This window comes from Kribbella soli (genome assembly GCF_004331345.1).
Classification (GTDB): Bacteria; Actinomycetota; Actinomycetes; order Propionibacteriales; family Kribbellaceae; genus Kribbella; species Kribbella soli.
On record NZ_SJJZ01000001.1, the window covers coordinates 1,955,878 to 1,980,235 of the forward strand.

Below are 24,358 nucleotides of genomic sequence, written 5' to 3' on the forward strand. Positions count from 1 at the left end.
AGGAGGCATCTTGTCCCGAACGTCCCGCCCCCGCCGACTGGCGGCCGGCCTCTCCGCCGCCGCCTTGGCGTGTGTGTCTCTGAGTGCCGCGACCACGGCGCACGCCGCCGCTCTCGACGACCCAGCTCCCGGCCCGCTGATGAACTATGTGGTGAACACGAAGGCCACGCCCGGTCACGTCCGGAAGACCGAGGACGCGGTGAAAGCGGCCGGCGGGACCGTCCTGGTCTCGTACGGGCAGCTCGGCGTGGTGATCGCGCAGTCGACGAACCCGGACTTCAAGACCGACGTCCGCACCAGTCGTGACGTCCAGTCCGTCGGCGCCACCCGGACCGCGGCGGTCAGCGAAGGCCCCGGCGGGCTGAACTCGAACGACCTCGCCGACGCGACCCCGGTCGCCGACCCGCGCGAGGGCGAGCAGTGGGACATGGTCCAGATCAAGGCAGACCAGGCGCACGCGGTCACCGACGGCTCCCGGAACGTGCTGGTCGGCATCAACGACAGCGGCGTCGACGACACCCACCCCGACCTCGCGCCGAACTTCGACGCGGCGGACTCCGTGAGCTGCGTGAACAACGGCGTACCGGACACCACCACGGGCGCCTGGCGCCCGACGACCAGCTCGCACGGCACGCACGTGGCCGGGACGGTCGCGGCAGCCCGGAACGGCATCGGGATCGTCGGGGTCGCACCCGGCGTACGGATCGCGTCCGTCAAGGTCGTGAACGACGCCGGCTACATCTACCCGGAGTACTCGATCTGCGGGATCGTTTGGGCCGCCCAGCACCGCATGGCCGTCACGAACCACAGCTACTTCATCGACCCGTACGAGTTCTGGTGCAAGGACAACGGGGACCAGGGCGCGGTGCAGGAAGCCGTACGGCGCGCGTACGCGTGGGCGACCGACCAGGGCACACTCTCGGTCGCGGCCGCCGGTAACTCGAACTACGACCTGTCCAACAAGACCACGGACAGCAACAGCCCGAACGACTCGACCGCCGTCACGCGGACGATCAACAACGACTGCCTCGACATGCCGACCGAACTCCCCGGCGTCATCACCGTCGCCAGCACCACCGTGGACCGCGTGAAGAGCAGCTTCTCCAACTTCGGCCTGAACAAGATCGACGTCGCCGCCCCCGGCAGCTCGATCCTGTCCACGGTCCCCGGCGGCTACGCCAAGTTCAGCGGTACGTCGATGGCATCGCCGCACGTCACCGGCATCGCGGCCCTGATGAAGTCCACCCACCCGTGGTGGGGCCCACGCGACATCGAGCGCGCCCTCCACCGCGAAGCCGACGACACCGCGTGCCCCACCACCCCAGACGCCCGCTGCACCGGCACCACCGCCAACAACGCCTTCTACGGCGAAGGCATCGCCGACGCCCTGGACGCCGTAACCCGCTGAACCGAGCGGGGGTCACCCGCCCGAGACCCCCGCTCACAGCACCGTGGTTCGCCGAGGAGACTGCGGTCAGCCCAACGCGGCCAACCCAGCACGCGACCCGCACCGGACTGGTCGGCCATGGCAACCAGCCTCTAGATGTACTCGGCCAAGAAGTTGATGACAGCTAGAGCCAGGGTGGGTCGTATCGGCTCACGTAGGCGCGTGCGCGTTCTGTCGGATCTGCCCAGTACTGGTGCGGTTGTCGATGCACGTGCTTTTCACAGAACTCCCGAAGGTCACTGCTGATCGTCTCCACCTCACGGACGGGGAGGCCCTCGAAGTCGCTGTTGACCTGCAGGAGTTCGGACTCAAGGTTCCAGCCCGACGCATCGAATACCCACGTGCCCCACCTCGCGTACACGTGAAGCGGATGCTCGAACTCACCCATGTACATCGCCGCCAAGGCGATCTCCTGATCGGGATAGAAATCCCTGCACGTCCAGGCCAGCACGTGGCACGCCCCACTCGAGAAGAAGGCCCGATCCGTTCGCTCCCAGGAGACTCGTTGATCTGCCCGCTCGATCGCGGTTCGTCGGAACACCCCAGACGCTGTCACTGTCACGAGCCGATGCTAGCGAAGCGCTCCCCGTCCGCTGTGAGGCTCGAGCGTTTGTCAGCCGTCCCAAGGCAGGCGGTGCATGAGTTCGTCGTACGTCGGTGTCATCCCTCGGGCTGCCATGATGCGCACCTTCTTCAGGTTCGCCAGTGACGATCGCGCAACTGTGGATAACCGCCGGGGACTGGGAACAGGCTATTGCGTGTTCCCAGTCTCCGGGGGTTATCGCAAGTCAGCCGAGGAGCTTGGGCTGGTCGATCGCAGCAAGAGTTGGTTGACGGGGGCTGGGAGAGACGGCACGATGTGTCGCGGCGTGGCCTGCGCCTTACCTTCGTTGATCGTCCCCAGCGCGGTCCGCTGTGAAAGCAAAGGGACCTTGGTCTCAGGTCGCTGTCGCTGGTCCTACCGTCTCGGGTCGACGGGTTCCGGTTCGGGTGCGCGATCTGTATCGAGATCAATTTTCCCGACCTGTTCTCGCAGTACCGCGAACTCGGTGTCGACTGCCTACTGCTGTCGGCCTATCCCGTCGACGAGGTATTCGAGGCCAAGGCCCGCGCCCACGCCTCGATCAACACTTACTGGGTCGCCATGGCGTTGCCCTCGCAGACCGCGCACCTGATGAACTCCGGTGTGATCGGTCCGGACGGTCGCTACCTCGCGCAGCTCGACGGCGGTGAGGGCGTTGTGTACGCCGACCTGAACCGGCCGGACTTCGCGATGTGGTTCGAGAAGGCCCGACCGTGGCGCGAACAGGCCATGGCCGGCGAGATCTACCGCAGCCGCGCAGTAGACGACCCACGAAGCACCGACCGCACCTGCCTGTAGACCTGGTCGTCGTCGAGTCGTGGTGATTGGCTCCGGCCCGGATCGCCGAGTCGTGGATCGAGGCTCGAATCTCCAGCCATATCCCACGACTCGGCGATCGAGGGGTGGCCTAGCCGGTGGTGATCAGGACTATGCCGGCGACTACTACGGCTGCGGCGGCGGCTCGTTTGGGGCCGAAGCGTTCGTGGAAGAAGATGGCGCCGATGATGGCGCCGAAGATGATGCTGGTTTCGCGGAGGGCGGCGATTGCGGCCAGGGTGCCGCGGGTCTGGGCCCAGAGGACGAGTCCGTAGGCGGCCATCGAGACGACGCCGCCGGCCAGCCCGGAGAGGATCGCTGGGCGGGGCAGGTTGAACGCCTGGCGCCCGCGCCAAAACAGGACCGCCAGCGGGACCGCGAACCCTTGCAGCATGAACACCCAGCCCATGTACGTCGCCACCGGCATCTTGTGTACGGCGAGCCCGTCGACGACCGTGTACGACGCGATCATCAGCCCCGTCCCGATCGCGGCGAACAGCGCCGGTACCTGTCCGCGCCCCGGGCGGCCGATGAACACGAGCGCGATCAGGCCGGCCGATACGAGTAGTACGCCGGCCAACTCGAGTACGGCCATGGTCTGGTGCAGTACGACGATGGACACCACGGCCACGACCCATGGCGACGTACCGCGGGCCAACGGGTACATCTGGCTGAACTGACCCAGCTGGTACGACGCCAGCAGCCCGCCGAGATACGCGAGATGCAGCAACGCGGACGCGATGATGTACCACCACGTCCCGGCCGGCGGCAGGCCCATCACCAGCACCGCGACGAGCCCGATCACGCCCGCCGCAAGCTCGAACAACGCCAACCCGGCAACCCGATCCGGCGCCCCATGAGCCATCGCATTCCACGTGGCATGCAGCACCGCCGCCCCAAGCACCACCAAGATCACGACCACCCCCACACCCTCTCACCACCCGCGCAAGAGGACAGGCGAATTTCAGCGTGGGGCTGGCAGTAAGCCGAGTGCTTGGAGGCTCCGGGCGGTTTCGAGGATGGTCGTTTCGGGGGGTCGGGGGGACCAGTTGAGGAGTTTGCGGGCTCGGTCGTTGTGGATGACGGGGCGGGGGAGGTCGGGGCCTGGGGCCTCCTCGGTCGGGGTGTTGGCGCCTAGATTGCGGTGGAGGAGTTGGGCGATCTCGAGGAAGCTGGTTGTGGAGCCGTTGGCGACGGCGAGGAAGCGGTTGCCTGCGGCATCGGGTTCGGCCATCGCGCGGATGTGCAGGTCGGCGACGTCGCGGACGTCGACGACTCCGAAGCGGGCGCGTGGCGCGACCTGCATCGTGCCGTCGAGCATCATCTTGATCAGTTGGGTCGAGGAGCGCAGGTCGGTGGTGAGCGTCGGCCCGAAGATCCCGGTCGGATTGACGACCACGAGTTCGGTGGCGGCGTCGCGCATCAGGTCCCAGGCGGCGCGCTCGGCGATCGCCTTCGAGCGTGGGTACGGCGCGAGCCCGGGCGTATCGGGATCGGTCCAGTCCTCCTCGGTGAACTCGGCCCCGGCCTTCGGCGTGTACCCGACCGCAGCAAACGACGACGTCAGTACGACGCGCCGCGCACCAGCGGCCTGTGCGGCACGCAGTACCCGCAGCGTTCCCTCACGCGCAGGCACGATCAGCTCGTCCGGATCATCCGGCTGTACGACGGGAATCGGCGAAGCGACATGGTGAATCTCAGGACAGCCATCCACCGCCGCGAGCCAGCCGTCGTCCGCCAACAGGTCGGCCTCGACGATTTCAAGACCCAAATCGTCCGCACCGCCACGGCGTACGGCGGCTCGCACGTCGCCGGAGCGTGAAGTCGAGCGCACCGTCGTACGGACCTCTTGTCCGTCGCGCAGGAGCCGCGAGATCAGGTGCGTCGCCAAGTATCCGGAACCGCCCGTGACCAGGATCACCGGAGCTCACCGACCACTCCGACGAGCCGCTCGATCGCCGCGGCCTCGGCGGTGTCGTCGCCGCGGTCGCGGGCGTCCCACAGCGCGGCCTTCTCCCGCAGATACTCGAGCCGCACGCGTTGCGCGGCGATCTCCTCCTCGATCCGTACGGCGTGCCGCAGCAGCAGGTCACGCTGCTCGGCTGCCGCCTCCCGGCCGCGGGCGCGGTTGGCGAGGTATGTGCGCATGTCGTCGATGCTCACGCCGGCCGCCCGCAGACAAGCCAACGCTTCGAGCGTGTCGACGTCCGTACTGCGGTAGCGGCGATGCCCGCTGCTCGTATCGCGGTCGATCGGACCGACCAGTCCGACGTCCTCGTAGTACCGCAGCGTCGGCTCGCTCAACCCACTCCGCCGCGCCACCTCTTGAATGGTGAAGCTCGTCATGCCCACCACGCTCACACACTTCAAGCGCTTGAGGTCAACGGTCGACTTTGCGGAACATTTCTGCCACCCAGCGCAACATTGTTTCCGCAAACCCCGCCAGCAGGCCCGGGTGGGTTCACCCGGGCCTGCGTGGGGGTCAGAACATCAGTGCGCGGGCTGGGTCTTCGAGGATGCCGGCTACGTCGGCGAGGAAGATGGAGCCCTTTTCGCCGTCGATCAGGCGGTGGTCGAAGGACAGCGCGAGCGTGGTGATCCAGCGCGGGACGATCTCGTCGTCCACCACCCACGGCTGCTTGCGGACCGCGCCGAAGGCGAGGATCGCGGCCTCGCCCGGGTTGATGATCGGCGTACCGGCGTCGACGCCGAACACGCCGACGTTGGTGATCGTGAACGAACCGCCGGCCTGGTCCGCCGGCTGCGTCTTGCCCTCGCGGGCGACCGCGACCAGGTCGTTCAGCGCCTTGCACAGGTCGGGCAAGGTGAGCGAGTCGGCGCCCTTGATGTTCGGGACGATCAGCCCACGCGGGGTGGCCGCGGCGATGCCGAGGTTGACCGCGCCCTTGTAGACGATCTCCTGCGCCTGCTCGTCCCAGGCCGCGTTGACGATCGGCGTACGCCGGGCCGCCAGCGTGACCGCCTTCGCGACGATCAGCAACGGCGAGACCCTCAGGTCCCGGAACGCCTTGTCCGACTTCAACCGCTCGACCAGCTCCATGGTGGCGCTGACGTCGACGGTGATCCACTCGGTCACATGCGGCGCGGTGAACGCACTGGCAACCATCGCCTGCGCCATCACCTTCTGCACACCCTTGACCGGTACGCGGGTGTCTTCCCGTCCGCTGACAACCGGAGCAGGTTCGTACGCCGGAACGTCCGCAACTGCCGGCGCCTCGACGTGACCCTCGACGTCGGCCCGCGTGATCACTCCACCCGGTCCGGTCGCCGTCACCACAGCCAGATCAATCCCCAGATCCTTGGCGAGCTTGCGCACCGGCGGCTTGGCGAGCACATGCACAGACCCGTTGCCCCCGGCAACCGGCGCAACTACCGGCTCAGGAACCGGTGCGGATACAGGAGCCGACGGGACAAGAACCTCAGCCACCGGAGTGGACGGTTTGCGTTGGCGGCGTTTGGCTTCGGTGGTTTTGGGGCCGTAGCCGACCAGGACCGCGGTGCGGCCGCCGGTCTCCTCCGGCTCGGGGATCGTCGGAACCAGATCCTCCGGCGAAGCTTCCGCCGACTCGGTCTGCACCGAGATGATCGGCGTACCGACGGGGACCGTCTCGCCCTCCGGCACGAGCAACTCGGTGACCACGCCCGCGAAGGGGACCGGGAGCTCGACCAGCGACTTCGCGGTCTCGATCTCGACGACGGTGTCGTTGAGCTTGACCGTGTCGCCGGGCTTGACCTTCCAGCTGACGATCTCGGCCTCGACCAGTCCTTCACCGACGTCGGGGAGGCGGAACTGCTGGATGCCCATCAGTACCCCATCACCCGGTCGACGCCGTCCAGCACCCGGTCGAGGTCCGGAAGGTAGTCGTCCTCCATCCGCGACGGCGGGTACGGAGTGTCGTACCCGGTGACCCGCAGTACGGGCGCCTCGAGGTGGTAGAAGCACTCCTCGGTCACCCGTGCCGCGATCTCCGACCCCGGTCCGAACGAGTACGGCGCCTCGTGCACCACGACCGCACGCCGCGTCTTCTTCACGGAGGCGAAGATCGTCGCCAGGTCGAAGGGCGCGATCGTTCGCAGGTCGATGACCTCCAGGTTGCGGCCGTCCTCGACCGCGGCCTCGGCCGCCTGCAGACAGGTCTTCACCATCGGGCCGTAGCAGAGCAGCGTCGCGTCGGTGCCCTCGCGGACCACCTTCGCCTTGTGCAGCGGCAGCGTGGGCGGCGTGGCCTCGTCCAGCTCGGCCTTCTCGTGGTACCGCCGCTTCGGCTCGAAGAACACGATCGGGTCGTCGGACTCGATCGCCTGCTGGATCATCCAGTACGCGTCGACCGGGTCGCCGCAGGAGATCACCTTGAGGCCCGGCACGTGCGCGAACAGCGTCTCCGGCGACTCCGAGTGGTGCTCGACCGCGCCGATGCCGCCGCCGTACGGGATCCGGATGACGATCGGCATCCTGATCTTGCCCATCGAGCGGTAGTGCATCTTCGCGACCTGGCTGATGATCTGGTCGTACGCCGGGAACACGAAGCCGTCGAACTGGATCTCACAGACCGGCCGGTACCCGCGCAACGCGAGCCCGACCGCGGTGCCGATGATCCCGGACTCGGCGAGCGGGGTGTCGATCACCCGGTCCTCGCCGAAGTCCTTCTGCAGTCCTTCGGTGACCCGGAAGACCCCGCCGAGCTTGCCGATGTCCTCGCCCATCACGAGGACCTTCGGGTCCTTCTCCATCGCGGCCCGGAGTCCGGCGTTGATGGCCTTGCCGAGTGTGATCTTGGTCATCGCTCAGCCCTCGCCTTCGAACGAAGCGGCGTACGCGATGAACTGGTCCCGCTGCTCGGCCAGTTGCGGCGTCTCGTCGACGTACACGTTCTGGAAGAAGTCGGACAGCACCGGGTCCGGCAGCGCGAGGCATCCGGCCCGCAGCTCGGCTGCGATCTTGTCGCCTTCGGCCTCGACCTCGTCGAAGAAGTCGTGGTCGACGGCGGCGTGCCGGCTCAGGTAGGCGTGCACGCGCTCGATCGGGTCCTTGAGCTTCCAGTGCTCGAGGTCCTCGTTCAGCCGGTACTTCGTCGGGTCGTCGGACGTGGTGTGCGCGCCCATCCGGTACGTGTACGCCTCGATCAGCGTCGGGCCGCTGCCCTCGCGGGCCCGCTTCAGGGCCTGCTGGGTGACGGCGTACGTCGCGAGTACGTCGTTGCCGTCGACGCGGACGCCGGGGAAGCCGAAGCCGGCAGCGCGCTGGTACAGCGGGATCCGGGTCTGCCGGTCGATCGGCTCCGAGATCGCCCACTGGTTGTTCTGGCAGAAGAACACCACCGGCGCGTTGAACACCGAGGCCCAGATGAACGCCTCGTTGACGTCACCCTGGCTGCTGGCGCCGTCACCGAAGTACGCGATCGTGGCCTCGCCGTTCTCGGCGTCGCCGATCGCGTGGTCGCGCTGCTGGCCCATCGCGTACCCGGTCGCGTGCAGCGTCTGCGCGCCGATCACGATCGTGTAGAGGTGGAAGTTGTTGTCCTTCGGGTCCCACGCGCCCTGGTCGACGCCGCGGAACAGGCCGAGCAGGTTCAGCGGGTTGACGCCCTGACAGAACGCGACGCCGTGCTCGCGGTACGTCGGGAAGACCATGTCCTTCTTGTTCAGAGCCCGACCGGAGCCGATCTGCGCGGCCTCCTGGCCGAGCAGTGACGCCCACAGCCCGAGCTCACCCTGGCGCTGCAGGGCGGTCGCCTCGGTGTCGATCCGGCGAACCAGGACCATGTCCCGGTAGAAGCCCTTGATCGTCTCGTCGTCCAGGTCGAACCTGTAGTCCGGATGCTCGACGCGCTCGCCTTCGGGCGTCAGGAGCTGGACGAACTCGACCTCCTCGGAGGCCTGGGGCGGACTGACCGGCGCCTCGTGGGGCGCGAACACTTCCGGGGCAGGGCCCGGCACCGACTCACTCACATGCACTCCTCGGGTTCGAGCGCGGGATCGCCGCGACCGCAACGTTGCACGGGGCCGGCCCGGTGCGCCGGATGAGGCTTTCGCAGGCTGGTCCGCGTGATTCCAGGGGTTGATGCACTGCTGGCAGTGGACCTCCTCACTGGTCTCACTCCCATCTTGCCGGACACCGTACCGACGAGGTGCCTGATTCGCTAACTGTCTGGACTCCGGCGGGTACGGCGGTACCGAAATCGGTCCTGCGGTGAGACACCAGTCCAACCACTGGTCCTATCGGCACGCTCATATTACAGAGATCGGGCGCCTCGACGGCAAGTGTCACAAATGGATCTCGACGTACCGCCGATTGGCTGGAATCCGTGGCTCGGTGGCCGGATACCGCCTTGCGCGGGAGTCGTCGCGAGCCATAGCGTAAGCATCGTTCCTGCAAAACACCCCTGACAGCCTCGAGGAGGTCCCGATGGCCGCGTCTGCTCCCGCCAGAGTGGTCGATACCGGTTCCCGGACGGCCTCGGGCGCGATGATCTGGACCGCCCTCGCGGTCGTGTACGTCGTCTGGGGCTCGACGTACCTCGCGATCCGGGTCGTGGTGGAGGCGGAGATCCCGCCGATGCTCGGGATGGCCACCCGCTTCCTCACCGCCGCCGCGCTGATGGCCGCCGGCCTGGCCGTCAAGTCGGGCTGGCAGCGGCTGCGGATCACCCGCCGCGAGGCGATCGGCGCGGCCACGGTCGGCATCCTGCTCCTTGCCTTCGGCAACGGCGCGGTGGCGATCGCGGAGCAGACGGTGCCGTCCGGACTGGCGGCGTTGCTGGTCGCCGCGATCCCGTTGTGGCTGATGCTGCTGCGGGTCGGCGGCGGTGAGCGGCCGCTGTCGATGACCTGGGTCGGCGTACTGATCGGGTTCGGCGGGGCGGCGCTGCTCGCGTTGTCAGGTGGCAACACGAGCGCGAAACCGCTCTCGGTGGCGATCCTCGTGGTCGGCACGATCTGCTGGGCGACTGGCTCGCGGTACGCGCCGCGGCTCGGCCTGCCGTGCGATCCCCTGGTGACGGCGCTCTACGAAATGGTCTTCGGCGGTACGGCGATGGTGTTGCTCGGCGTACTGCGGGGAGAGCCGGGGCGGCTGCACCTGGACCGGATCCACGGAAGCGGGTGGATCGCACTCGCGTATCTGGTGGTGTTCGGGTCGCTGCTCGCGTACACGGCGTACTCGTATCTGCTGGCGAACGCGCCGATCTCACTGGTGGGCACGTACGCGTACGTGAACCCGGCCGTCGCGGTGTTCCTCGGCTGGCTGATCCTGAGCGAGAGCCTGACCTGGCAGATCCTGCTCGGCGGCGCGGTGATCATCGTCGGCGTCGCGCTCGTCGTCACCTCCGAGCGCCGGCGCTCGTAGCGCCGGTACGAAAAGGAAAGACCCGGGCCCAAGGGACCCGGGTCTCCCACCGCTGCCGATGCGCGCGGCAGCGGGTCTGGCTGCCGGTCGCGCCGCGCCCCGAAAAACGCGGCACGAAACTTCGGCAATGGTTCCAACATATTCCGACGAATCGTGCTATTGCCAATTCGGCAGCCACCGAGCCCACCGAAACAATCTTCCGATTCAACGGGCTTCCGTCACCCGCGCTGACTCAACGACGTACCCGGAGCTCGGTTACGGGCGCTTCTGTATCAACTTCCACTCACTACCATTGCCGGCAAGTTGCCTGGTCAGCACAAGATTTGCTGCTCCGTCAGGGAACTCATCACCGGACTACTGTGCAGGCCTGTACCGCGAAAATAGTTGACGAAAAAGTTTGTAACCGCCTGTGCCAGGTGTCGTTAGCACTAAGACGAATCCGTCAAAACCCGAAAGGAAACCTGGCATAATGCAGGTAACTCGTAAGATCGTCGCCGCTGCAGCGGTGGCGACTGTCGCCACCCTCGGTCTGGCCACCGTCGTGAGCGCCAACGTTCTCGACGACGCCCAGCAGAAGGCTCAGGTCACCGGCCTGGCCGACGCGGTCTCCTCGGCCAGCAAGGGCTACGACGGCGGCCACGCGCGCTGGTGGGGCATGCACAAGGACGGCTCGCTGGTCGCCATCGACCGCAACGACCTCGGTGCCTTCCAGGCCTGCCACAACCTCGGTGCCGGCACCGGCATCGGCGGCACCGTGCCGGCCAACGACATCACCGGCATCGTGGGCTGGGGCAACGACGGCAACAGCGTGACCGCCGTCAAGACCTGCGAGCAGGAGAACGAGCAGAACCGCAAGTGGTACAAGGCCGACGGCAACGGTGTCGTCTCCGTGTCCGACAACAAGGTCGGTCCGTGGCAGGTCTGCCACAACCAGGTCGACATCACGGGCATCGGCGGCACTGTCCCGCTGTCGAACCCGACCGGCATCCTGGGCCTGGACAACGACGGCAACTCCGTCGACTCGCTCAAGACCTGCGAGCAGAGCAACGAGCAGAACAACTGACCCTCCCTGGTCAGTGATGCAGGACCCGAACCAGTCACCTCGGTGGATTGACTGACTCGGAGCAACAAACGCGGCGCCGGGAGCAAGCCTCACTCCTCCCGGCGCCGCTTCTTTATGCCCACGCCCCGGCAACCCGCTGATGTCAGAGGCTGCGGAGGTCTGTGCAGGTGCCGTTCGGGAGGTCTCGGGCCAGGAGGGACCAGATGCCGGTGGCCGCTGTCTCGGGGGTGGTGAGGGTGCCGGTGCGCTTGAGGTCGTGGAAGCGGGTTACGGCGGGGAAATCGGTCTCGTCGGTGGCGCGGATTTCGGATTGCATGGCGGTGTCCACGACGCCGGGGGCGACGGCGACGACGCGGCAGCCGTTGGGTGGTTGTTCCTGGCCTACGGTGCGGACCCAGTGCTCGACGGCGGCCTTGCCGGCGTTGTACGACGACCAGCCGGAGTACGCCGTTGTCGCGGCGCCGGAGGAGAGCATCACCAGGTGGCGCTCGCAGGTGAGATGCGCGGACGCCCGGAGGAACGCGGCCCCGAGGACCTGCGGTGCGGCCGAGTTCAGCAGGACCGCGCGGGTGTAGTCGTCCGGGTCCGCGCCGGCAGCCGGGCCGATCGGTGTGATCGTGCCGGCGTTGTGGATGAAGACCACGCGGTCACCGTCGTACGTCGACAGCTCGTCGGTGAAGTGCTCCGCGACGCGGGACCAGTCCGCGGGATCCGCCAGGTCCGCCTTGAAGTGTTCCGCCGTACCGCCGCGGCGTGAGATGTCGACGACCCGGGCGTCCGGGAACGGCACCGATGCGGCGAGCGCGGCGCCGATCCCGGCCGAGGCACCCGAGACCCAAACGAGAGCGCTCACCGGCGCCAGGTGCTGGCGACGCGCAGGAACAGGTCGTTGGCCTCGCGTTCGCCGATGGTGACGCGGACGCCTTCGCCGGGGAACGGGCGGACCGAGACGCCCTCGGCCTGGACAGCGTCGGCGAACCGGACGGTGTCGTCGCCGAGGTCGAGCCAGACGAAGTTCGTCTGCGACTCCGGAACGTCCCAGCCGGCAGCCTGCAGCGCGGAGACGACCCGCTGACGCTCCTCGACCAGCGCGTCGACCCGCTCCAACAGCTCCTCCTCGACCGCGAGGGATGCGATCGCGGCCGCCTGGGCCACGTAGCTGACTCCGAACGGGAGCGCGCACTTCCGGATCGCCGCGACGACGGTCGGATGACCGATCGCGTAGCCGACCCGGAACCCGGCCAGCCCGTAAGCCTTCGAGAACGTCCGCAGGACCAGCACGTTCGGCCGGTCGCGGTACAGCTCGACCCCGTCCACGACGTCGGTCTCCCGGACGAACTCGCGGTACGCCTCGTCGATCACGACCAGCACGTTCGACGGTACGGCGTCCAGGAACGCGAGCAGCTCGTCACGTCGTACCACCGGGCCGGTCGGGTTGTTCGGCGTACAGACCAGCACGACCTTGGTGCGGTCGGTGATCGCGGCCTCCATCGCCTTGAAGTCGTGGCGGGCCTCGGCGGTCAGCGGCACCTTGACCGACGTCGCGCCGGTCAGCTGGACCGCGATCGGGTACGCCTCGAACGAGCGCCAGGCGTACACGACCTCGTCGCCTTCCGTGACCGTCGCCTGCAGCAGGTGGTACAGCAGCGCGACCGACCCCGTTCCGACGGCGAGGTCGCTCACCGGTACGCCGAACCGGTCCGACAGCGCCTCGAGCAGGTCGACGGCACCCATGTCCGGGTACCGGTTCATCTGCGCGGCGGCCTCGGTCGCGGCGGCGAGCACGCCCGGAAGCGGCGGGTACGGGTTCTCGTTGCTGGAGAGTTTGTACGTCGGGCGACCGTCGGAGCGCTCCGGCGGACGGCCCGGCTTGTAAGCCGCGACATCGTCCAGGCAGGCGCGAAAGCGAACCTCGTTGTCAGGGGTCATGCCCGCAGGTTAGTCCTTACCCGCACCCCGGAACCACCCTCCCGGAAGCGACGTACAGCACGCCGTTTGACTCCGGAAACATCGAGCCTCAAACTGACTGATTGTCGGACAATCAGGGGATCGGGCAATAGACCCGAGCGTCGTCAGGAGGGTTCATGGGACAGCCGCTGGAGTGGGGTCGTCGCTATCTGATGGTCCGGCCGGACCACTTCCGGATCGACTATGTGATCAACCCGTACATGTCGACGCAGGACCAGCCGGACCCGGCGCTGACGCTCAAGCAGTGGGAGTCGCTGCGGCAGGCGATCGTGGACGCCGGCGGCGAGGTCGAGGTCCTCGCGCAGCGGGCCGACTCACCGGACATGGTGTACGCGATGAACCTCGGACTGGCCACCGCGGGCGGCCGCGCGATGCTCTCGCACATGCGGTTCGAGCCGCGCCGGAAGGAGTCGCTGAGCGCGGCCGAGTGGTTCACCGGGGCCGGGTTCCGGCTCGACCGGACCGGCGGTGAGGGCGTCGGGCCGCACTTCGAGTCCGGGGACGCGTTCGTGTTCGGCGACAGCCTGGTCGTCGGCTATGGGCCGCGGACCGAGGAAGCGGCGCTCAAGCACCTGGCGACCGAGTGGAACGTCCGGGTCCGCGGGCTGCGGATCGCCCACGAGGGGATGTACCACCTCGACCTGCCGTTCTGCCCGGTGGACAGCACGCACGCGATGATCTACCCGCCGGCGTTCGACGCCGCGAGCCAGGCCGAGCTGTCCGGGATCGTCCCGGACCCGATCGTGCTCACCGACGAGGAGGCGTTCGCGTTCAGCGCGAACTCGATCGTGGTCGGCGAGACGATCATCATGCCCGCGTGCTCGCCGCGGCTGCGCGACGTCTTCACGGGTCTCGGGCTGCGCGTCGTCGTACTGGACCTGTCGGAGTTCCACAAGGGCGGCGGCTCGATCCGGTGCCTGACGAACCCGCTGGACTTCCCGCTGTCCCTGATCAGCACTCCAGGCGGGGAGCTCGTCCTCCCCGCCTGACCTGCGGGTGGCCTACTTGCCGGTGGTCCAGATGACGTCGAGGGTATTGATGTCCCAGCCGTAGCCCTTGATCCACTGGAGGGCCTTCTTCTTGCCCTGGGAGCCGAAGACCTCGATGACGATCGAGATCGCCTCCGGGTTCGTCGGGTCGGTCCTGGACTTGGTGTACGTCGCCTCGAAGCCGTCGCCGACGTACGGGAGCTGGCTGATGATCGGGTACTTCTGCTTGATCCGGTTCTGGAACTCGTCGTACTTCCGGCCGGCCTCCTTCTCCAGCTCCTGCTCCTGCTCCGGGTTGTTCTTGGTCCACGCCCGGCCCTCGGCGCTGTTGGCGTACAGGTACATCTTGTAGCTCAGGCGGTCGTTGCCCGAGGTGAAGGTCTGGGTGTAGCTCTGGAAGCCACGCCGCGAACCCTCCAGGGTGTGCTCGCCCGCCTTGATCTTGATCTCGCCGTTGGCCGGGATCTCGTGGCCGTCCAGCTTCAGGGTCAGGTCGTTCGGAATCGACTGCACGGTCAGCGTCGTCTCCGATCCGCCGCCGCGGAACAGCACGACGCCGCCGACCAATATCAGGACGACCGCCAGTACGACGACGCCGATCATGAATGGCCGCCGGTTCTCGTCCAGCATTCGCTGCTCCTGTCCTTGCTCAGCTCGCCGGTTGCGGCGCGTTCTTCAGCCGGAAGACCCAGAACTGGCCGCCGACGTCGTACAGGTGACCGGCCTCCGGCACGTGACCGCCCAGGGAGCCCGAGGCGGAGTCGTACCCGCCGCCTTCCGCGCCCCAGGGCCCGACGTACAGGTAGGTGTGACCGGGCCCGTTCAGGATGTCACCCGGCTTCATGCCACCTGGCGGCACGGAATGCCAGTAGTCGTACTTCCCGGAGCTCTGCATGTAGTCGAACTGGACCCCGGTCGACACCTTCGGGAAGTCCGGGTCGGCACCGCTCATGCGCATCACGGTCGCGACGAAGCGCCCGCAGTCGCTGTAGGGGACGTAGCCGCTGGAGCCGTCGTTGTACTTCTCCATCGCCTCGACGAACTCCGGCTTCGCGATGCTCGCGTCGGTGCCGTCGTGACCGTCCTCGGGCCAGGCCAGGTTCTTCGCGACCTCGGCGATGTTGCCGCTGCCGGCACCGCACCCGCCGGTGGCCGCGTTCTGCGCGCCTCCCGACGCCGGCGCCCCACCGGCGAACTCGTCGAACACGTGCCGCGCGTTCGCCTTGCGATCGGCGTACGTCGGGTGGTTCGGGTTCTCGTGTCCGCCGAACCGCTCGAACTTGTCGCCGAACTCGTACGCAGCCTGCTCGACCGTTTTCGCCGATTTGATCGCTTGCCCGGCCGCCCCTTCGGCCAGCGGCCCGTCGCCGTTGAGCTGCTTGATCAGGAATTCCAGCTGGTAGCCCAGGGAGGCGATCTTCTCGTCCTGGACACCGGCGTCGCGGGACGGGTTGATCATCTTGCCGGCCGGTGTCCACTGCACGATGCCCCAGCCGAGTGGGGAGTTGACCACTTTGTCCGGCATGCTGACGACGCCCGGATCCGTGTTCTGCAGGCGAGCCGGCTCCACACTGGACTCGGCGATCATGTTGCCGACGATGCCCGCGGCCTGCTCCTTGGAGTAGCCGTTCTGGACGAAGAAGTTGAAGGCCTTCTGCTGGTTGTTGGACCCGGAGAGGTTGCCGTCGACGCAGCTGCACGCACCGCCGCTGTCCGAACTCTCGAGAACGAACGGGTTCTCGTCCGGCTTCGGGACGATAGACCACTTGTTGTTGTTCTCCTGGTCGGCCCACATCTCCCAGTGCACATGCGGGCCGACGAGTCCGATCGGGGCGCCCTCGGTGTCGGTACCCTCGTCGCCGGTGCCGGCGGTGCCGATCTGGTCGCCTCGCTTGACAAGGGCGCCGTTGCTGACGGTGACGGTCTTCAGGAACTTGTACCGCGTCTCGACGCTCTCGAGCTTGACCTCGTCCCCTTCCTTCGAGGCCATGCGGATCCGGACCTCGTCCTTCGAGGCCGTGACGACCTGGCCGTCGTGGGACGCGTAGACCTTGGCGTCCTCATCGACCTTGAAGTCGTAGCCCTGGTGAAAGATGCTCCAGTCGCCGTCGATCTCGTGCCGGTCGGTCGGCCACGCCATCATGGGCTTGTCCTGGGCGTGTTGCGCACACTGCGCCTCGGCCGAAGAGATACCGGCCAGCGAACTCAGCAGGAAGATGATCGCGAGAACGAGAGAGAACGCAAGCGCGAAAATACCTCCGAGGTAGTTGAGCGCTTTGTTGTTCCCCACCTTGTGCTCCTCGCTCCTTCGAGTGGACTCCCCGCGCCGGTCCGCGGGAAGGGGCGGCCACTAGGAAGAATGCTGCCCGAAAACCGGGTCATCATGTCGGGAGTTATCCACAGGCCGGGCTCCGGGGCCGGGTCGGGCGCGACAACGGACCGGGTCTGGACGAGAATCACATCATGTACGAACGGCTGCGGGTGGACCGCTCGACCACGGTGGACCGGGTGGTCGACGCGCTGCGCGCCGCCCTGTTCGCCGGTGATCTGGAGCCGGGTACGCCACTGCGTGAGCAGCCGCTCGCCGAGGCGCTCGGGGTCGCCCGGAGCACCATCCGCGAGGCGATGACGATGCTGGTCACCGAGGGCCTCGCGGTCCGCGAGCCGAACAAGGGCGTCAGTGTCGCGATCCTGCACCCCGACGCGGTGGCCGACATCTGCCGCGCCCGGTTCGTGCTCGAGTCCGCCGGGATCCGGGCCTGGTACGACGCCGACGAGGCGGCCCGGGAGCGGGTCCGGGAGGCGATGCGGGTGTTCGCCGCGACCGCCAAGGACGGCGCCGACCCCGAAGCCCTGACCGAGACCCACCTGGCCATCCACCGCAGCCTGGTCGCACTCACCGGCAGTGAGCGGCTGATTGCGACCGCCGACTCGGTCACCGGCGAGGCCAGGCTCGCGCTGGCCCGGGTGGACGCGCTGCGGCAGGACGCGCGCCAGCAGGTCGCGTCCCACCGCAAACTCGTCCGACTGCTCGAGCGGGGCGAGCTCGACGAGTGCGTCGAGGAGCTCCGTCGTCATCTCGCCGGCGCCGAGGAGTCCCTCCTCGAGGCGATCGCGATGCCGCCGGGCTGAGCCTCAGACCAGTCCGTCCGCCGTCACGTCGTACGTCTTCGAGCCGACCCGGAGGCCGGTCAGGCGGGCGTCCGGGTCGAGCGCCGCGACCTGTGGGCTCGCGGTCACGGTGCCGTCCAGGGCGACCTCGATGCCGAAGACGCCCTCCAGGACCAGGCTGACCCAGGCACCGGACGACGAGCAGGACCAGTCGATCAGGTACGGGAACTGCGGCGGCGACTTCCGCGCCCCACCGGCCATCGGCGGCTGTGCCTCCTCGACGAAGTGCGCCTGACCGCATGGGCCCTGGTTCGCGGACTTGGCGAGACCCGGAAGCCAGTCCAGCAGTACGTCGCCCCGCCCGAGCGCGAACAGTGCGCGCCCCGCGTCCGCCGGCCATGCCGGGTACGCACCGTTCCACTGGTGGTCCGGACGGACGCTGAACGCGGCATCCGCGTCGTACGGCGACAGCGCGCGCATCCACGTGGGCGTCTGCAACTCCCGCTGGAAGAACGACACCATCTCGGCGCACTGCGACTCGGACAGGTCGTCCGGGATCGTCGTACCGATGATGTTGAAGTCGTAGCAGTGCCGGACCGGGACGAGCGAGCCGTCGGGCTGCCGTGCGTGCCAGAACCCCTTGCCCTCGACGTACAGCTCGTTGACGTGACCTGCCTGCGCAGACGCCTCCTTGCGGAGCAGAGCAGCACGGTCCGCGTCGCCGGAGCGGTCTGCGATCTCAGCCGCTACCCGCATGCACCAGACGTTGGCGGCGTTGAAGCTGGCCACCTCGTGCACGTAGCTGCTGACGCACTCCATCAGGTTGTCGATGCCGCCGTAGTCGGCCAGCGCGTGCTCACCGCGCAGTTCGCGCCAGGCGGTCGCCCAGTCGTGCACGTGCTCCCCGACCGGCTTCGGACCGACGGAAACGTCCAGGAACGCCTCGTCCCCGGTGAAGCGCACGTAGTCGCGCACCAGCCGGGTCATGGCGAAGTCGTTCACGGAGTACCAGTAGCCGACCGGTCCGCCGGTCAGCCACTCGGTGCCGAAGTGCTTGTGCGTGTCCAGGTCGATCCAGTGCTCGATGTGCTTCCGCATCGGCTCCGGGTCCAGCAGCGCATGCGTCAGCGAGGACAGGCTGTAGTCCCAGATGAACGTCGTGGTCTGCCAGTACCGCGGCATCAACGTGTCGTACGTCCGCCCGAGCACACTGGCCGGGTTGTCCCGCCGGAACCAGATGACCCCGAGCACGCCCCACCAGTACAGCTTCTGCAACGCCTCGTTGGACGTCTCCAGCACGGGCAGCGACCCGCTGAACCCGTCGCTGGAAGGGTCGAACGCGTCGGCGAGCGCCATGTCCCACACGCCCTCCGCGACAGTGATCACCGCAGGTACGTCGGCCACGCACACGTCGAAGTGCTCCGTCGCCTCCTCCAGCGATCCGGCCAGCACATGCACATACCCGAGCTGCGCGCGCCCGGACGCATCCAGCTCGACAGTGGCCTCCAGCATCGACCGGTCGACCGTCGACGGCACGTCCAACCCCTGCAGGCTGACTGCCGAGCCAGACGCACCTGTGCCTACGACACGGCCGTCCACGGCCGACAAAGTGTTGGGCTCGGACGGCGGCTCCGGCCGCAGCCAGCCAGCACCTGACCGAGTGGCAGTGCTCTCCAGCGCAAACCCAAGCCGGACCGACCGCCCTGGTGTTCCCGACACCTCCAGCTGTACGACGACCGCGGGACGACCCGGTGCGCAAGCCGTGGTCGTCCGCAGCTCCAGCCCGTCGACAGTCGTGGACCGGACGACGCAGTCCGGCCGCCACACCACCTCGACCGTCCCGCCGTACGAGCGCGCCAGGCGCCCGTCGACGTACAGCTGCCCGGTGATGGTGTCGCCGTGCGAGTACGGCGGGAAGTTGACGCTCCTGATCGCCACGACGTCGTGGTCGACCTGCGCCGTACCCAGGAAGTTGGTCAGCCCGGGCGGGTTGAACATGTCGTCGTACGTGTGCGTGAGGACGTCGCTCGCCAAGTCGGCGGAACGCGGGATGGTCATGAGGGGTCGGCCCAATCGGTGTTCGGGAGCAGGGGGTACCAGTCCGGCCGGGCCGGATCGCGGTCGTAGGGGTACGGGCCGAGTTCGCGGAAGAGTTCGGCGTACTCGGCCAGCTTGTCGCGGTCCAGCTCGACGCCCAGGCCGGGCGCGTCCGGGACCGCGATCGCGCCGTCGACGTACGGAAGCTTGCCGCCGACAATGACGTCGTCACGCAGGTGGTGGTAGTGCGCGTCGGCGGCGAACGACAGGTTCGGTACGACGGCGCCGAGGTGCAGCATGGTCGCGAGCTGGATGCCGAGCTCTCCGGACGAGTGCACCGCGACTCCGAGCTGGAACGTCTCGCAGACGCCGGCCGCCTTGATGCACGGCCGGATACCGCCCCAGAACGTGGTGTCCAGCAGGATCACGTCGACCGCGGGGTCGCGGACGTTGGCGGCGAGCTGCTCGAAGTTCACCACGACGGTGTTCGTCGCGAGCGGGATCGGGGTGTTCTCGCGGACGCGACGCATCCCGTTCAGGCCCCAGGTCGGGTCCTCGAGGTAGTCGTTGTCGAGATCCTCGATCCCGCGGGCGAAGCGGATCGCCTCCTCGACGCTGAACGCGCCGTTCGGGTCGAACCGCACGCGGTGCCCCGGGAACGCCTCGGCCAGCGCGCGGAAGCACTCGCGTTCGTAGTCCGGCGGGAACACACCGCCCTTCAGCTTGTGCACGCTGAACCCGTGCTGGTCGACCAGCTCGCGGGCATGCGCGACCAACTGTTCCGCCGTACGGATCTCGCCCGTTCCGTCCTCGGCCGGATGCCGGAAGAACAGGTAGCTCGCGAAGGGCACGTGCGAGCGCACCTTCCCGCCCAGCAACGCATGCACGGGTACGCCGAGCTCCCGGCCCTGCAGGTCCAGGCAGGCGAATTCGATTGCCGCCAGCAACTGGGTGCGGTTGTTGTAGAGGCTCGCGGTCGGGTTGGCGAGCATCCAGCGCAGGGCCTCGGTGCGGGACGGGTCGTGGCCGACCAGGTACTCCTTCAGCCCCGCCACCGCGGCCTCGGCGCTCTGCCCGCCGCCGCCCATCTCGCCGAGGCCGATCAGCCCGTTGTCGGCCTCGACCTCCACGACAGTCCGCACGAAACGTCCCCAGTGCGCTCCGTTGCTGTGCCGCAGCGGCGCCTCCAACGGCATCGTCACCGTTGTCGCGCGTACGTCGACGATCTTCACTTCGCATCCTCCGGCAGTACGACGGCCAGCCCGGCGGTCAACCCGCCGTCGACCTTCACGTCCGCTCCTGTCACGAACGACGCGGCCGGGGAGGACAGGAAGTAGATGACCTCGGCAACCTCTCCCGGGGTCGCGACCCGCCCGAGCGGGTGCGAGCGTCCCCATTCGGCGACCACCTCATCCGTCGTACGGTCGCCGGCGAACTGCGCGGCCGACGTACGCAACATCGGCGTGTCCACCGACCCCGGGCAGACCGCGTTCACGCGGATCCCGTCCGGGGCGTGATCCACCGCCATCGCCCGTACGAGACTCAGCAAGGCGCCCTTACCCATCGAGTACGCCGCGACGCCTGTCTGCGCCGCATACGCCTGCACGGACGACACCACGACAACACTGCCGCCGCGCGACATCCGCGGGACGAACGCCTGGCACGCAAAGAACACGCCCCCGACGTTCACCGCCATCACCTCGTCGTAGACCGAGGCCGGCGTGTCGACAACTGTCCCGTACCGCTGAACTCCCGCGGCGCAGACGAGCGCGTCCACCGCGCCGACCTCGTCCGCGGCCGCCGCGAGGGCCTCACGGTCGGAGACGTCCACAACCACGCCGGTCACCTGATCGCCTAGGGCTGACAGCGCGTCCGCGTCCCGGTCCAGGGCTATCACCCGATCTCCGGCGGCGACGAAGCGTTCGACTGCACCTCGTCCGATGCCGGCGGCACCGCCGGTCACGACGACTGTGCGGCTACTCATATATGTCCTCTCAGAACTGGCCCAGGGCGAGGCCCCGGGAGAAGAAGCGTTGGGCGGCGAGGAAGAGGATGACCGTGGGCAGCGAGACGAGCAGGCCGCCGGCCAGGACGGTCGGAAGCGAGGCCCCGCCGTACGTGCTCTGCAGGCCGGTGAGGGCCGGCATGATCGGGCGGACGGAGTCGGACTGGCTCAGGGTCAGGCCGAGCAGCAGGTCGTTCCAGACGAAGGTCGCCTGCAGGATGAAGATCGCCGCCAGCGCCGACCCCGCCATCGGCAGGTAGATGCTGCGGAAGATCCGGAACAACCCGCCGCCGTCGACCACCGCGGCCTCGAACACGCTGCGCGCGATCCCGGTGAAGAAGTTCCGCATCACGAACGCCGAGAACGGCACGCTGATCGCGGTGTAGACGATGATCATCCCGGTCCGGGTGTCGTACAGCCCGGAGTTCGCGTACCCGGAGAACAACGGCATCAGGATCATCTGCAGCGGAAAGATCGTCCCGCCGAAGATGAACACGAACCACAGGAAGCCGCGCTTCAACCGCAGTACGACGATCGCGTACCCGGCCGCCGAGCCGATCAGCACCGCGAGCACCGGCGCGATCACGCTGTACATCGTGGTCGCGACCAACGTGTCCCCGAGTGCTGCCTTGCTCCACGCGTCACCGAAGTTTGCGAACAACGAGAACCCGGCCGGCTTCCACACGGTCTTCGCGTCGTACCCGTCGACGGACTTGGACGCGTTCACGACCAGCAGGTAGACCGGCGCAAGCCAGATCAGGCCCAGTACGACGAGGATTGCGGTCTTAACCTTGCTCACGCGAATCCCCCAACTGGTAACGGAGGTAGAGGATCGACGCGGCGAAGGTGACCAGGCTCAGGAACAGCGCGATCGCCGCACCCTGTCCGTAGTCGTTCAGCACGAACGTCTCCTTGTACATGGACAGTGCCAGCGTCTCGGACGACGTACCCGGGCCGCCTTGCGTCATCACCCACACCACGTCGAACGTCTTCAGGCTGCCGACGATCGAGAGCCCGATGACCACCGTGGTGATCGGCCGGAGCTGCGGCCAGAGGTGGTGACGGAACAGGCTGAGCCCCTCCGCGCCGTCCAGCCTCGCAGCCTCCAGAGGCTCAGCAGGGATCGACTGCAGGCCGACCACGAACAGCAGCGCGTTCACGCCGGCCGCCTGCCAGGTGACCGCCACGATCATCATCAGCGTGTTGCCGGGACCTGCCTGCAGCCAACCGGTGTGGGCACCCGGGAGCCCGAAGAACCCGAGTGCCTGACCCAGTGCGCCGTCCGGCTGCAGTACGAAGCCCCAGATGACACCAACGGCCACACCGGAGATCGCGTACGGCAGCAGGAACGGCAGCCGCAGCCACGTGCCCCACTTGTGCCCGTAGGTCAGTACGGCGACCAGCAGGCCGAGCGCCACGGGCAGGGTCACCATGCCGACCACCCACAGCAGTGTGTTGACCAGTGCCCCGATCAGATCGGGGTCGCTGAACATCGCCTTGTAGTTGGCCAGCCCGGACCACACCGGTGACGCGAGCCCGTCGTAGTCGGTGAAGCTGACGTACGTCGTCCACAGGAACGGCAGGTACAGCAGGAGTGCGACGACCGCTACAGCTGGTAGGCCGAACAGGGGCGCCTTTCGCGCCCCCGTCCGGTCAAGGGCCTGATTGCTCACTTCTGCTTGGCCCAGTACGCGTCCGCCTCGGCCTGGATCTTCTGCAGGCCCGGCATCGGGTCACCCGGCTTGGTCACGAACGCGCCGAACACCTCGAGTGCCTTGTTCGCAACCGGTACGGGCGTCGCCTCGAACCACCGGTTGATCAGTCGGTACCCGTCACCGCCGACGTCCTTGTTCAGCTTCGCCAGCCCCGGGTCCTTGACCTCGGCCTTCGGGTTGAACGACAGGTCGCCGCGGGAGTTCGCCCACGCGGTCTGCGCCTGCGGCGTGACCCACCAGTCGGTCCACTTCTTCACCGTCGACGCATGGTCACTGGCCGCGGCCGAGCAGACCGGTCCGGTCTCGAAGATCATCGACGTCTTCGGCAGGTCCGGGTTCACGTTCGGGATCACGAAGAAGTCGTAGTCGGTACCGGCCTTCATCTTCAGCGTGTTCAGGTTGCCGCTGAACCAGGTGCCGAAGTTGATCATCGCGACGTCGCCGTTCTTCAGCTGCGCCTGCGGCTCGGTCTTCGAGCCCGGGTCACTGAAGTACCCGGCGTCGATCATCTTCTTCCACTCGTTCATCACCTCGACCACACCCGGGTCGGTGTACTTTGCCTTACCGGCGGCGAGCGCGTCGTACAGGTCCGGGTCCTTGCCGGCCAGCAGCGTCTCGAACCAGACGAACGAGAACAGGATGTTGGTCTGGTAGAACGGCTTCACGCCGGCGGCCTTGACCTTGTCCGCCACCTGGGTCAGCTCGGCCCAGGTCTTCGGGGTCTGCGTGATGCCGGCCTTCTTGAAGACGGCCTTGTTGTAGTACATCACCCAGTAGCCGGCGTTCAGCGGGACGCAGTACTGCTTGTCGCCGTACGTGAAGTACTGCTTGAGCTGCTCGGGGATGTTGCCGTCAGCAATCGCCTTGGTCCACTGGTCCGTGGTCTCGGCAACGAGCTTCTGGTCCACCAGGTCCTGAAGTTCCTTGCCGGTGTGCCACGTGAACAGGTCCGCCTTCTCCTTGGTCCGGAACGAGGACCGGATGAACGCGGTGTACGTGTTCGAGTCGGAGTACCCGACCGGCTCCATACCGACGCCGATGTCCTTCTTGCTGGCCGCCCCGACCTGGGTGAACGCGTCCTTCCAGCCACCCTTGTCGTTGTAGAACTTCAGCGAGTCGACCGGCTTGTCCTCACCCTTGGCCGGCCCTGCCGTGCCGCCACCGCCTCCACAGGCGGAGAGTGCGAGCGCGCCGGCGATCACCAGGGCAGCCAGCGCCTTGCGGTTGGTGTTGCGTTGCATGTGATGCGTCCTTCCAG

General features: G+C 67.6%; 23 protein-coding genes. 6 read left to right on the forward strand and 17 right to left on the reverse strand.

Going from position 1 to position 24,358, the window contains the following annotated elements:
• Window positions 1-10: 10 nt before the first annotated feature.
• Window positions 11-1,408 carry a S8 family peptidase gene (locus E0H45_RS09750; RefSeq protein ID WP_131336263.1) on the forward strand — a complete coding sequence of 466 codons (1,398 nt, stop codon included), beginning with the start codon at window positions 11-13 and terminating at the stop codon, window positions 1,406-1,408.
• A gap of 163 nt (window positions 1,409-1,571) precedes the next feature.
• On the opposite strand, the gene E0H45_RS09755 is transcribed toward E0H45_RS09750, so the two are convergent.
• Window positions 1,572-2,009, reverse strand: coding sequence for a hypothetical protein (locus E0H45_RS09755; RefSeq protein ID WP_131336265.1), 438 nt, complete (start codon window positions 2,007-2,009; stop codon window positions 1,572-1,574).
• Between the two features lie 462 nt (window positions 2,010-2,471).
• On the opposite strand from E0H45_RS09755, the gene E0H45_RS09760 reads away from it, so the two are divergent.
• Window positions 2,472-2,828, forward strand: a complete 357-nt coding sequence (locus tag E0H45_RS09760; protein WP_238154986.1) for a hypothetical protein — start codon at window positions 2,472-2,474, stop codon at window positions 2,826-2,828.
• A 109-nt stretch (window positions 2,829-2,937) separates the two neighbouring features.
• Here E0H45_RS09760 and E0H45_RS09765 read toward each other — a convergent pair whose 3' ends face one another.
• The 6 genes from E0H45_RS09765 to pdhA all read right to left on the reverse strand — a co-directional run bounded on the left by E0H45_RS09765 (window position 2,938) and on the right by pdhA (window position 8,816).
• Entirely contained in the window at window positions 2,938-3,768 is an 831-nt protein-coding gene (locus E0H45_RS09765; protein ID WP_202872238.1) for an EamA family transporter, read from the reverse strand.
• Between the two features lie 42 nt (window positions 3,769-3,810).
• Window positions 3,811-4,767, reverse strand: a complete 957-nt coding sequence (locus E0H45_RS09770) for an NAD-dependent epimerase/dehydratase family protein (protein ID WP_202872239.1) — start codon at window positions 4,765-4,767, stop codon at window positions 3,811-3,813.
• The gene (locus E0H45_RS09775; protein ID WP_131336269.1) at window positions 4,764-5,192 is read right to left on the reverse strand and encodes a MerR family transcriptional regulator; all 429 of its coding nucleotides are present in this window, start codon (window positions 5,190-5,192) and stop codon (window positions 4,764-4,766) included. The genes E0H45_RS09770 and E0H45_RS09775 overlap by 4 nt, the downstream gene beginning before the upstream one ends.
• Before the next feature lie 136 nt (window positions 5,193-5,328).
• Complete coding sequence (locus E0H45_RS09780) at window positions 5,329-6,672, reverse strand: dihydrolipoamide acetyltransferase family protein (protein ID WP_131336271.1); 1,344 nt, start codon at window positions 6,670-6,672, stop codon at window positions 5,329-5,331.
• Window positions 6,672-7,649: an alpha-ketoacid dehydrogenase subunit beta gene (locus E0H45_RS09785; protein ID WP_131336273.1), complete on the reverse strand. Its 978-nt coding sequence runs from the start codon at window positions 7,647-7,649 to the stop codon at window positions 6,672-6,674. The genes E0H45_RS09780 and E0H45_RS09785 overlap by 1 nt, the downstream gene beginning before the upstream one ends.
• A 3-nt stretch (window positions 7,650-7,652) precedes the next feature.
• On the reverse strand, window positions 7,653-8,816 hold the full coding sequence (gene pdhA / locus E0H45_RS09790; protein WP_131336276.1) for a pyruvate dehydrogenase (acetyl-transferring) E1 component subunit alpha: 1,164 nt from the start codon (window positions 8,814-8,816) through the stop codon (window positions 7,653-7,655).
• Window positions 8,817-9,273: 457 nt separating this feature from the next.
• Here pdhA and E0H45_RS09795 point away from each other — a divergent pair, with 457 nt between their 5' ends.
• Together E0H45_RS09795 and E0H45_RS09800 are read left to right on the forward strand one after the other, a co-directional pair.
• Window positions 9,274-10,212 carry an EamA family transporter gene (locus E0H45_RS09795; protein WP_131336278.1) on the forward strand — a complete coding sequence of 313 codons (939 nt, stop codon included), beginning with the start codon at window positions 9,274-9,276 and terminating at the stop codon, window positions 10,210-10,212.
• Between the two features lie 469 nt (window positions 10,213-10,681).
• Window positions 10,682-11,275, forward strand: coding sequence for a hypothetical protein (locus E0H45_RS09800; RefSeq protein ID WP_131336280.1), 594 nt, complete (start codon window positions 10,682-10,684; stop codon window positions 11,273-11,275).
• A gap of 142 nt (window positions 11,276-11,417) precedes the next feature.
• Here the strand turns inward: E0H45_RS09800 and E0H45_RS09805 are convergent, their stop codons facing one another.
• Both E0H45_RS09805 and hisC read right to left on the reverse strand, forming a co-directional pair.
• Complete coding sequence (locus tag E0H45_RS09805; protein WP_165546397.1) at window positions 11,418-12,128, reverse strand: SDR family NAD(P)-dependent oxidoreductase; 711 nt, start codon at window positions 12,126-12,128, stop codon at window positions 11,418-11,420.
• A complete protein-coding gene (hisC, locus tag E0H45_RS09810; RefSeq protein ID WP_131336284.1) occupies window positions 12,125-13,204 on the reverse strand; it encodes a histidinol-phosphate transaminase in 1,080 nt (359 codons plus the stop codon). The genes E0H45_RS09805 and hisC overlap by 4 nt, the downstream gene beginning before the upstream one ends.
• 155 nt (window positions 13,205-13,359) lie before the next feature.
• Here hisC and E0H45_RS09815 point away from each other — a divergent pair, with 155 nt between their 5' ends.
• Entirely contained in the window at window positions 13,360-14,232 is an 873-nt protein-coding gene (locus tag E0H45_RS09815; RefSeq protein ID WP_131336287.1) for a dimethylarginine dimethylaminohydrolase family protein, read from the forward strand.
• A 12-nt stretch (window positions 14,233-14,244) separates the two neighbouring features.
• Here E0H45_RS09815 and E0H45_RS09820 read toward each other — a convergent pair whose 3' ends face one another.
• Window positions 14,245-14,862, reverse strand: coding sequence for an S-layer protein (locus tag E0H45_RS09820; protein ID WP_131336288.1), 618 nt, complete (start codon window positions 14,860-14,862; stop codon window positions 14,245-14,247).
• Between the two features lie 19 nt (window positions 14,863-14,881).
• Window positions 14,882-16,522, reverse strand: a complete 1,641-nt coding sequence (locus E0H45_RS09825; RefSeq protein ID WP_131336290.1) for a phage tail tip lysozyme — start codon at window positions 16,520-16,522, stop codon at window positions 14,882-14,884.
• 173 nt (window positions 16,523-16,695) lie between these two features.
• Here E0H45_RS09825 and E0H45_RS09830 point away from each other — a divergent pair, with 173 nt between their 5' ends.
• Complete coding sequence (locus E0H45_RS09830; protein WP_131336292.1) at window positions 16,696-17,364, forward strand: GntR family transcriptional regulator; 669 nt, start codon at window positions 16,696-16,698, stop codon at window positions 17,362-17,364.
• 3 nt (window positions 17,365-17,367) lie between these two features.
• On the opposite strand, the gene E0H45_RS09835 is transcribed toward E0H45_RS09830, so the two are convergent.
• From E0H45_RS09835 to E0H45_RS09860, 6 genes are read right to left on the reverse strand one after another with little or no spacing between them, the layout of a single operon-like run.
• A complete protein-coding gene (locus E0H45_RS09835; RefSeq protein WP_131336294.1) occupies window positions 17,368-19,401 on the reverse strand; it encodes a glucosidase family protein in 2,034 nt (677 codons plus the stop codon).
• Complete coding sequence (locus E0H45_RS09840) at window positions 19,398-20,612, reverse strand: enolase C-terminal domain-like protein (protein ID WP_131336296.1); 1,215 nt, start codon at window positions 20,610-20,612, stop codon at window positions 19,398-19,400. Before E0H45_RS09840 ends, E0H45_RS09835 begins: the two co-directional genes overlap by 4 nt.
• Window positions 20,609-21,364, reverse strand: coding sequence for an SDR family NAD(P)-dependent oxidoreductase (locus tag E0H45_RS09845; protein ID WP_131336298.1), 756 nt, complete (start codon window positions 21,362-21,364; stop codon window positions 20,609-20,611). The genes E0H45_RS09840 and E0H45_RS09845 overlap by 4 nt, the downstream gene beginning before the upstream one ends.
• Before the next feature lie 10 nt (window positions 21,365-21,374).
• The gene (locus E0H45_RS09850) at window positions 21,375-22,184 is read right to left on the reverse strand and encodes a carbohydrate ABC transporter permease (RefSeq protein WP_131336300.1); all 810 of its coding nucleotides are present in this window, start codon (window positions 22,182-22,184) and stop codon (window positions 21,375-21,377) included.
• The gene (locus E0H45_RS09855; RefSeq protein WP_131336302.1) at window positions 22,171-23,058 is read right to left on the reverse strand and encodes a carbohydrate ABC transporter permease; all 888 of its coding nucleotides are present in this window, start codon (window positions 23,056-23,058) and stop codon (window positions 22,171-22,173) included. Before E0H45_RS09855 ends, E0H45_RS09850 begins: the two co-directional genes overlap by 14 nt.
• Window positions 23,055-24,341, reverse strand: a complete 1,287-nt coding sequence (locus E0H45_RS09860; RefSeq protein WP_131336304.1) for an ABC transporter substrate-binding protein — start codon at window positions 24,339-24,341, stop codon at window positions 23,055-23,057. Before E0H45_RS09860 ends, E0H45_RS09855 begins: the two co-directional genes overlap by 4 nt.
• Window positions 24,342-24,358 lie beyond the last annotated feature (17 nt).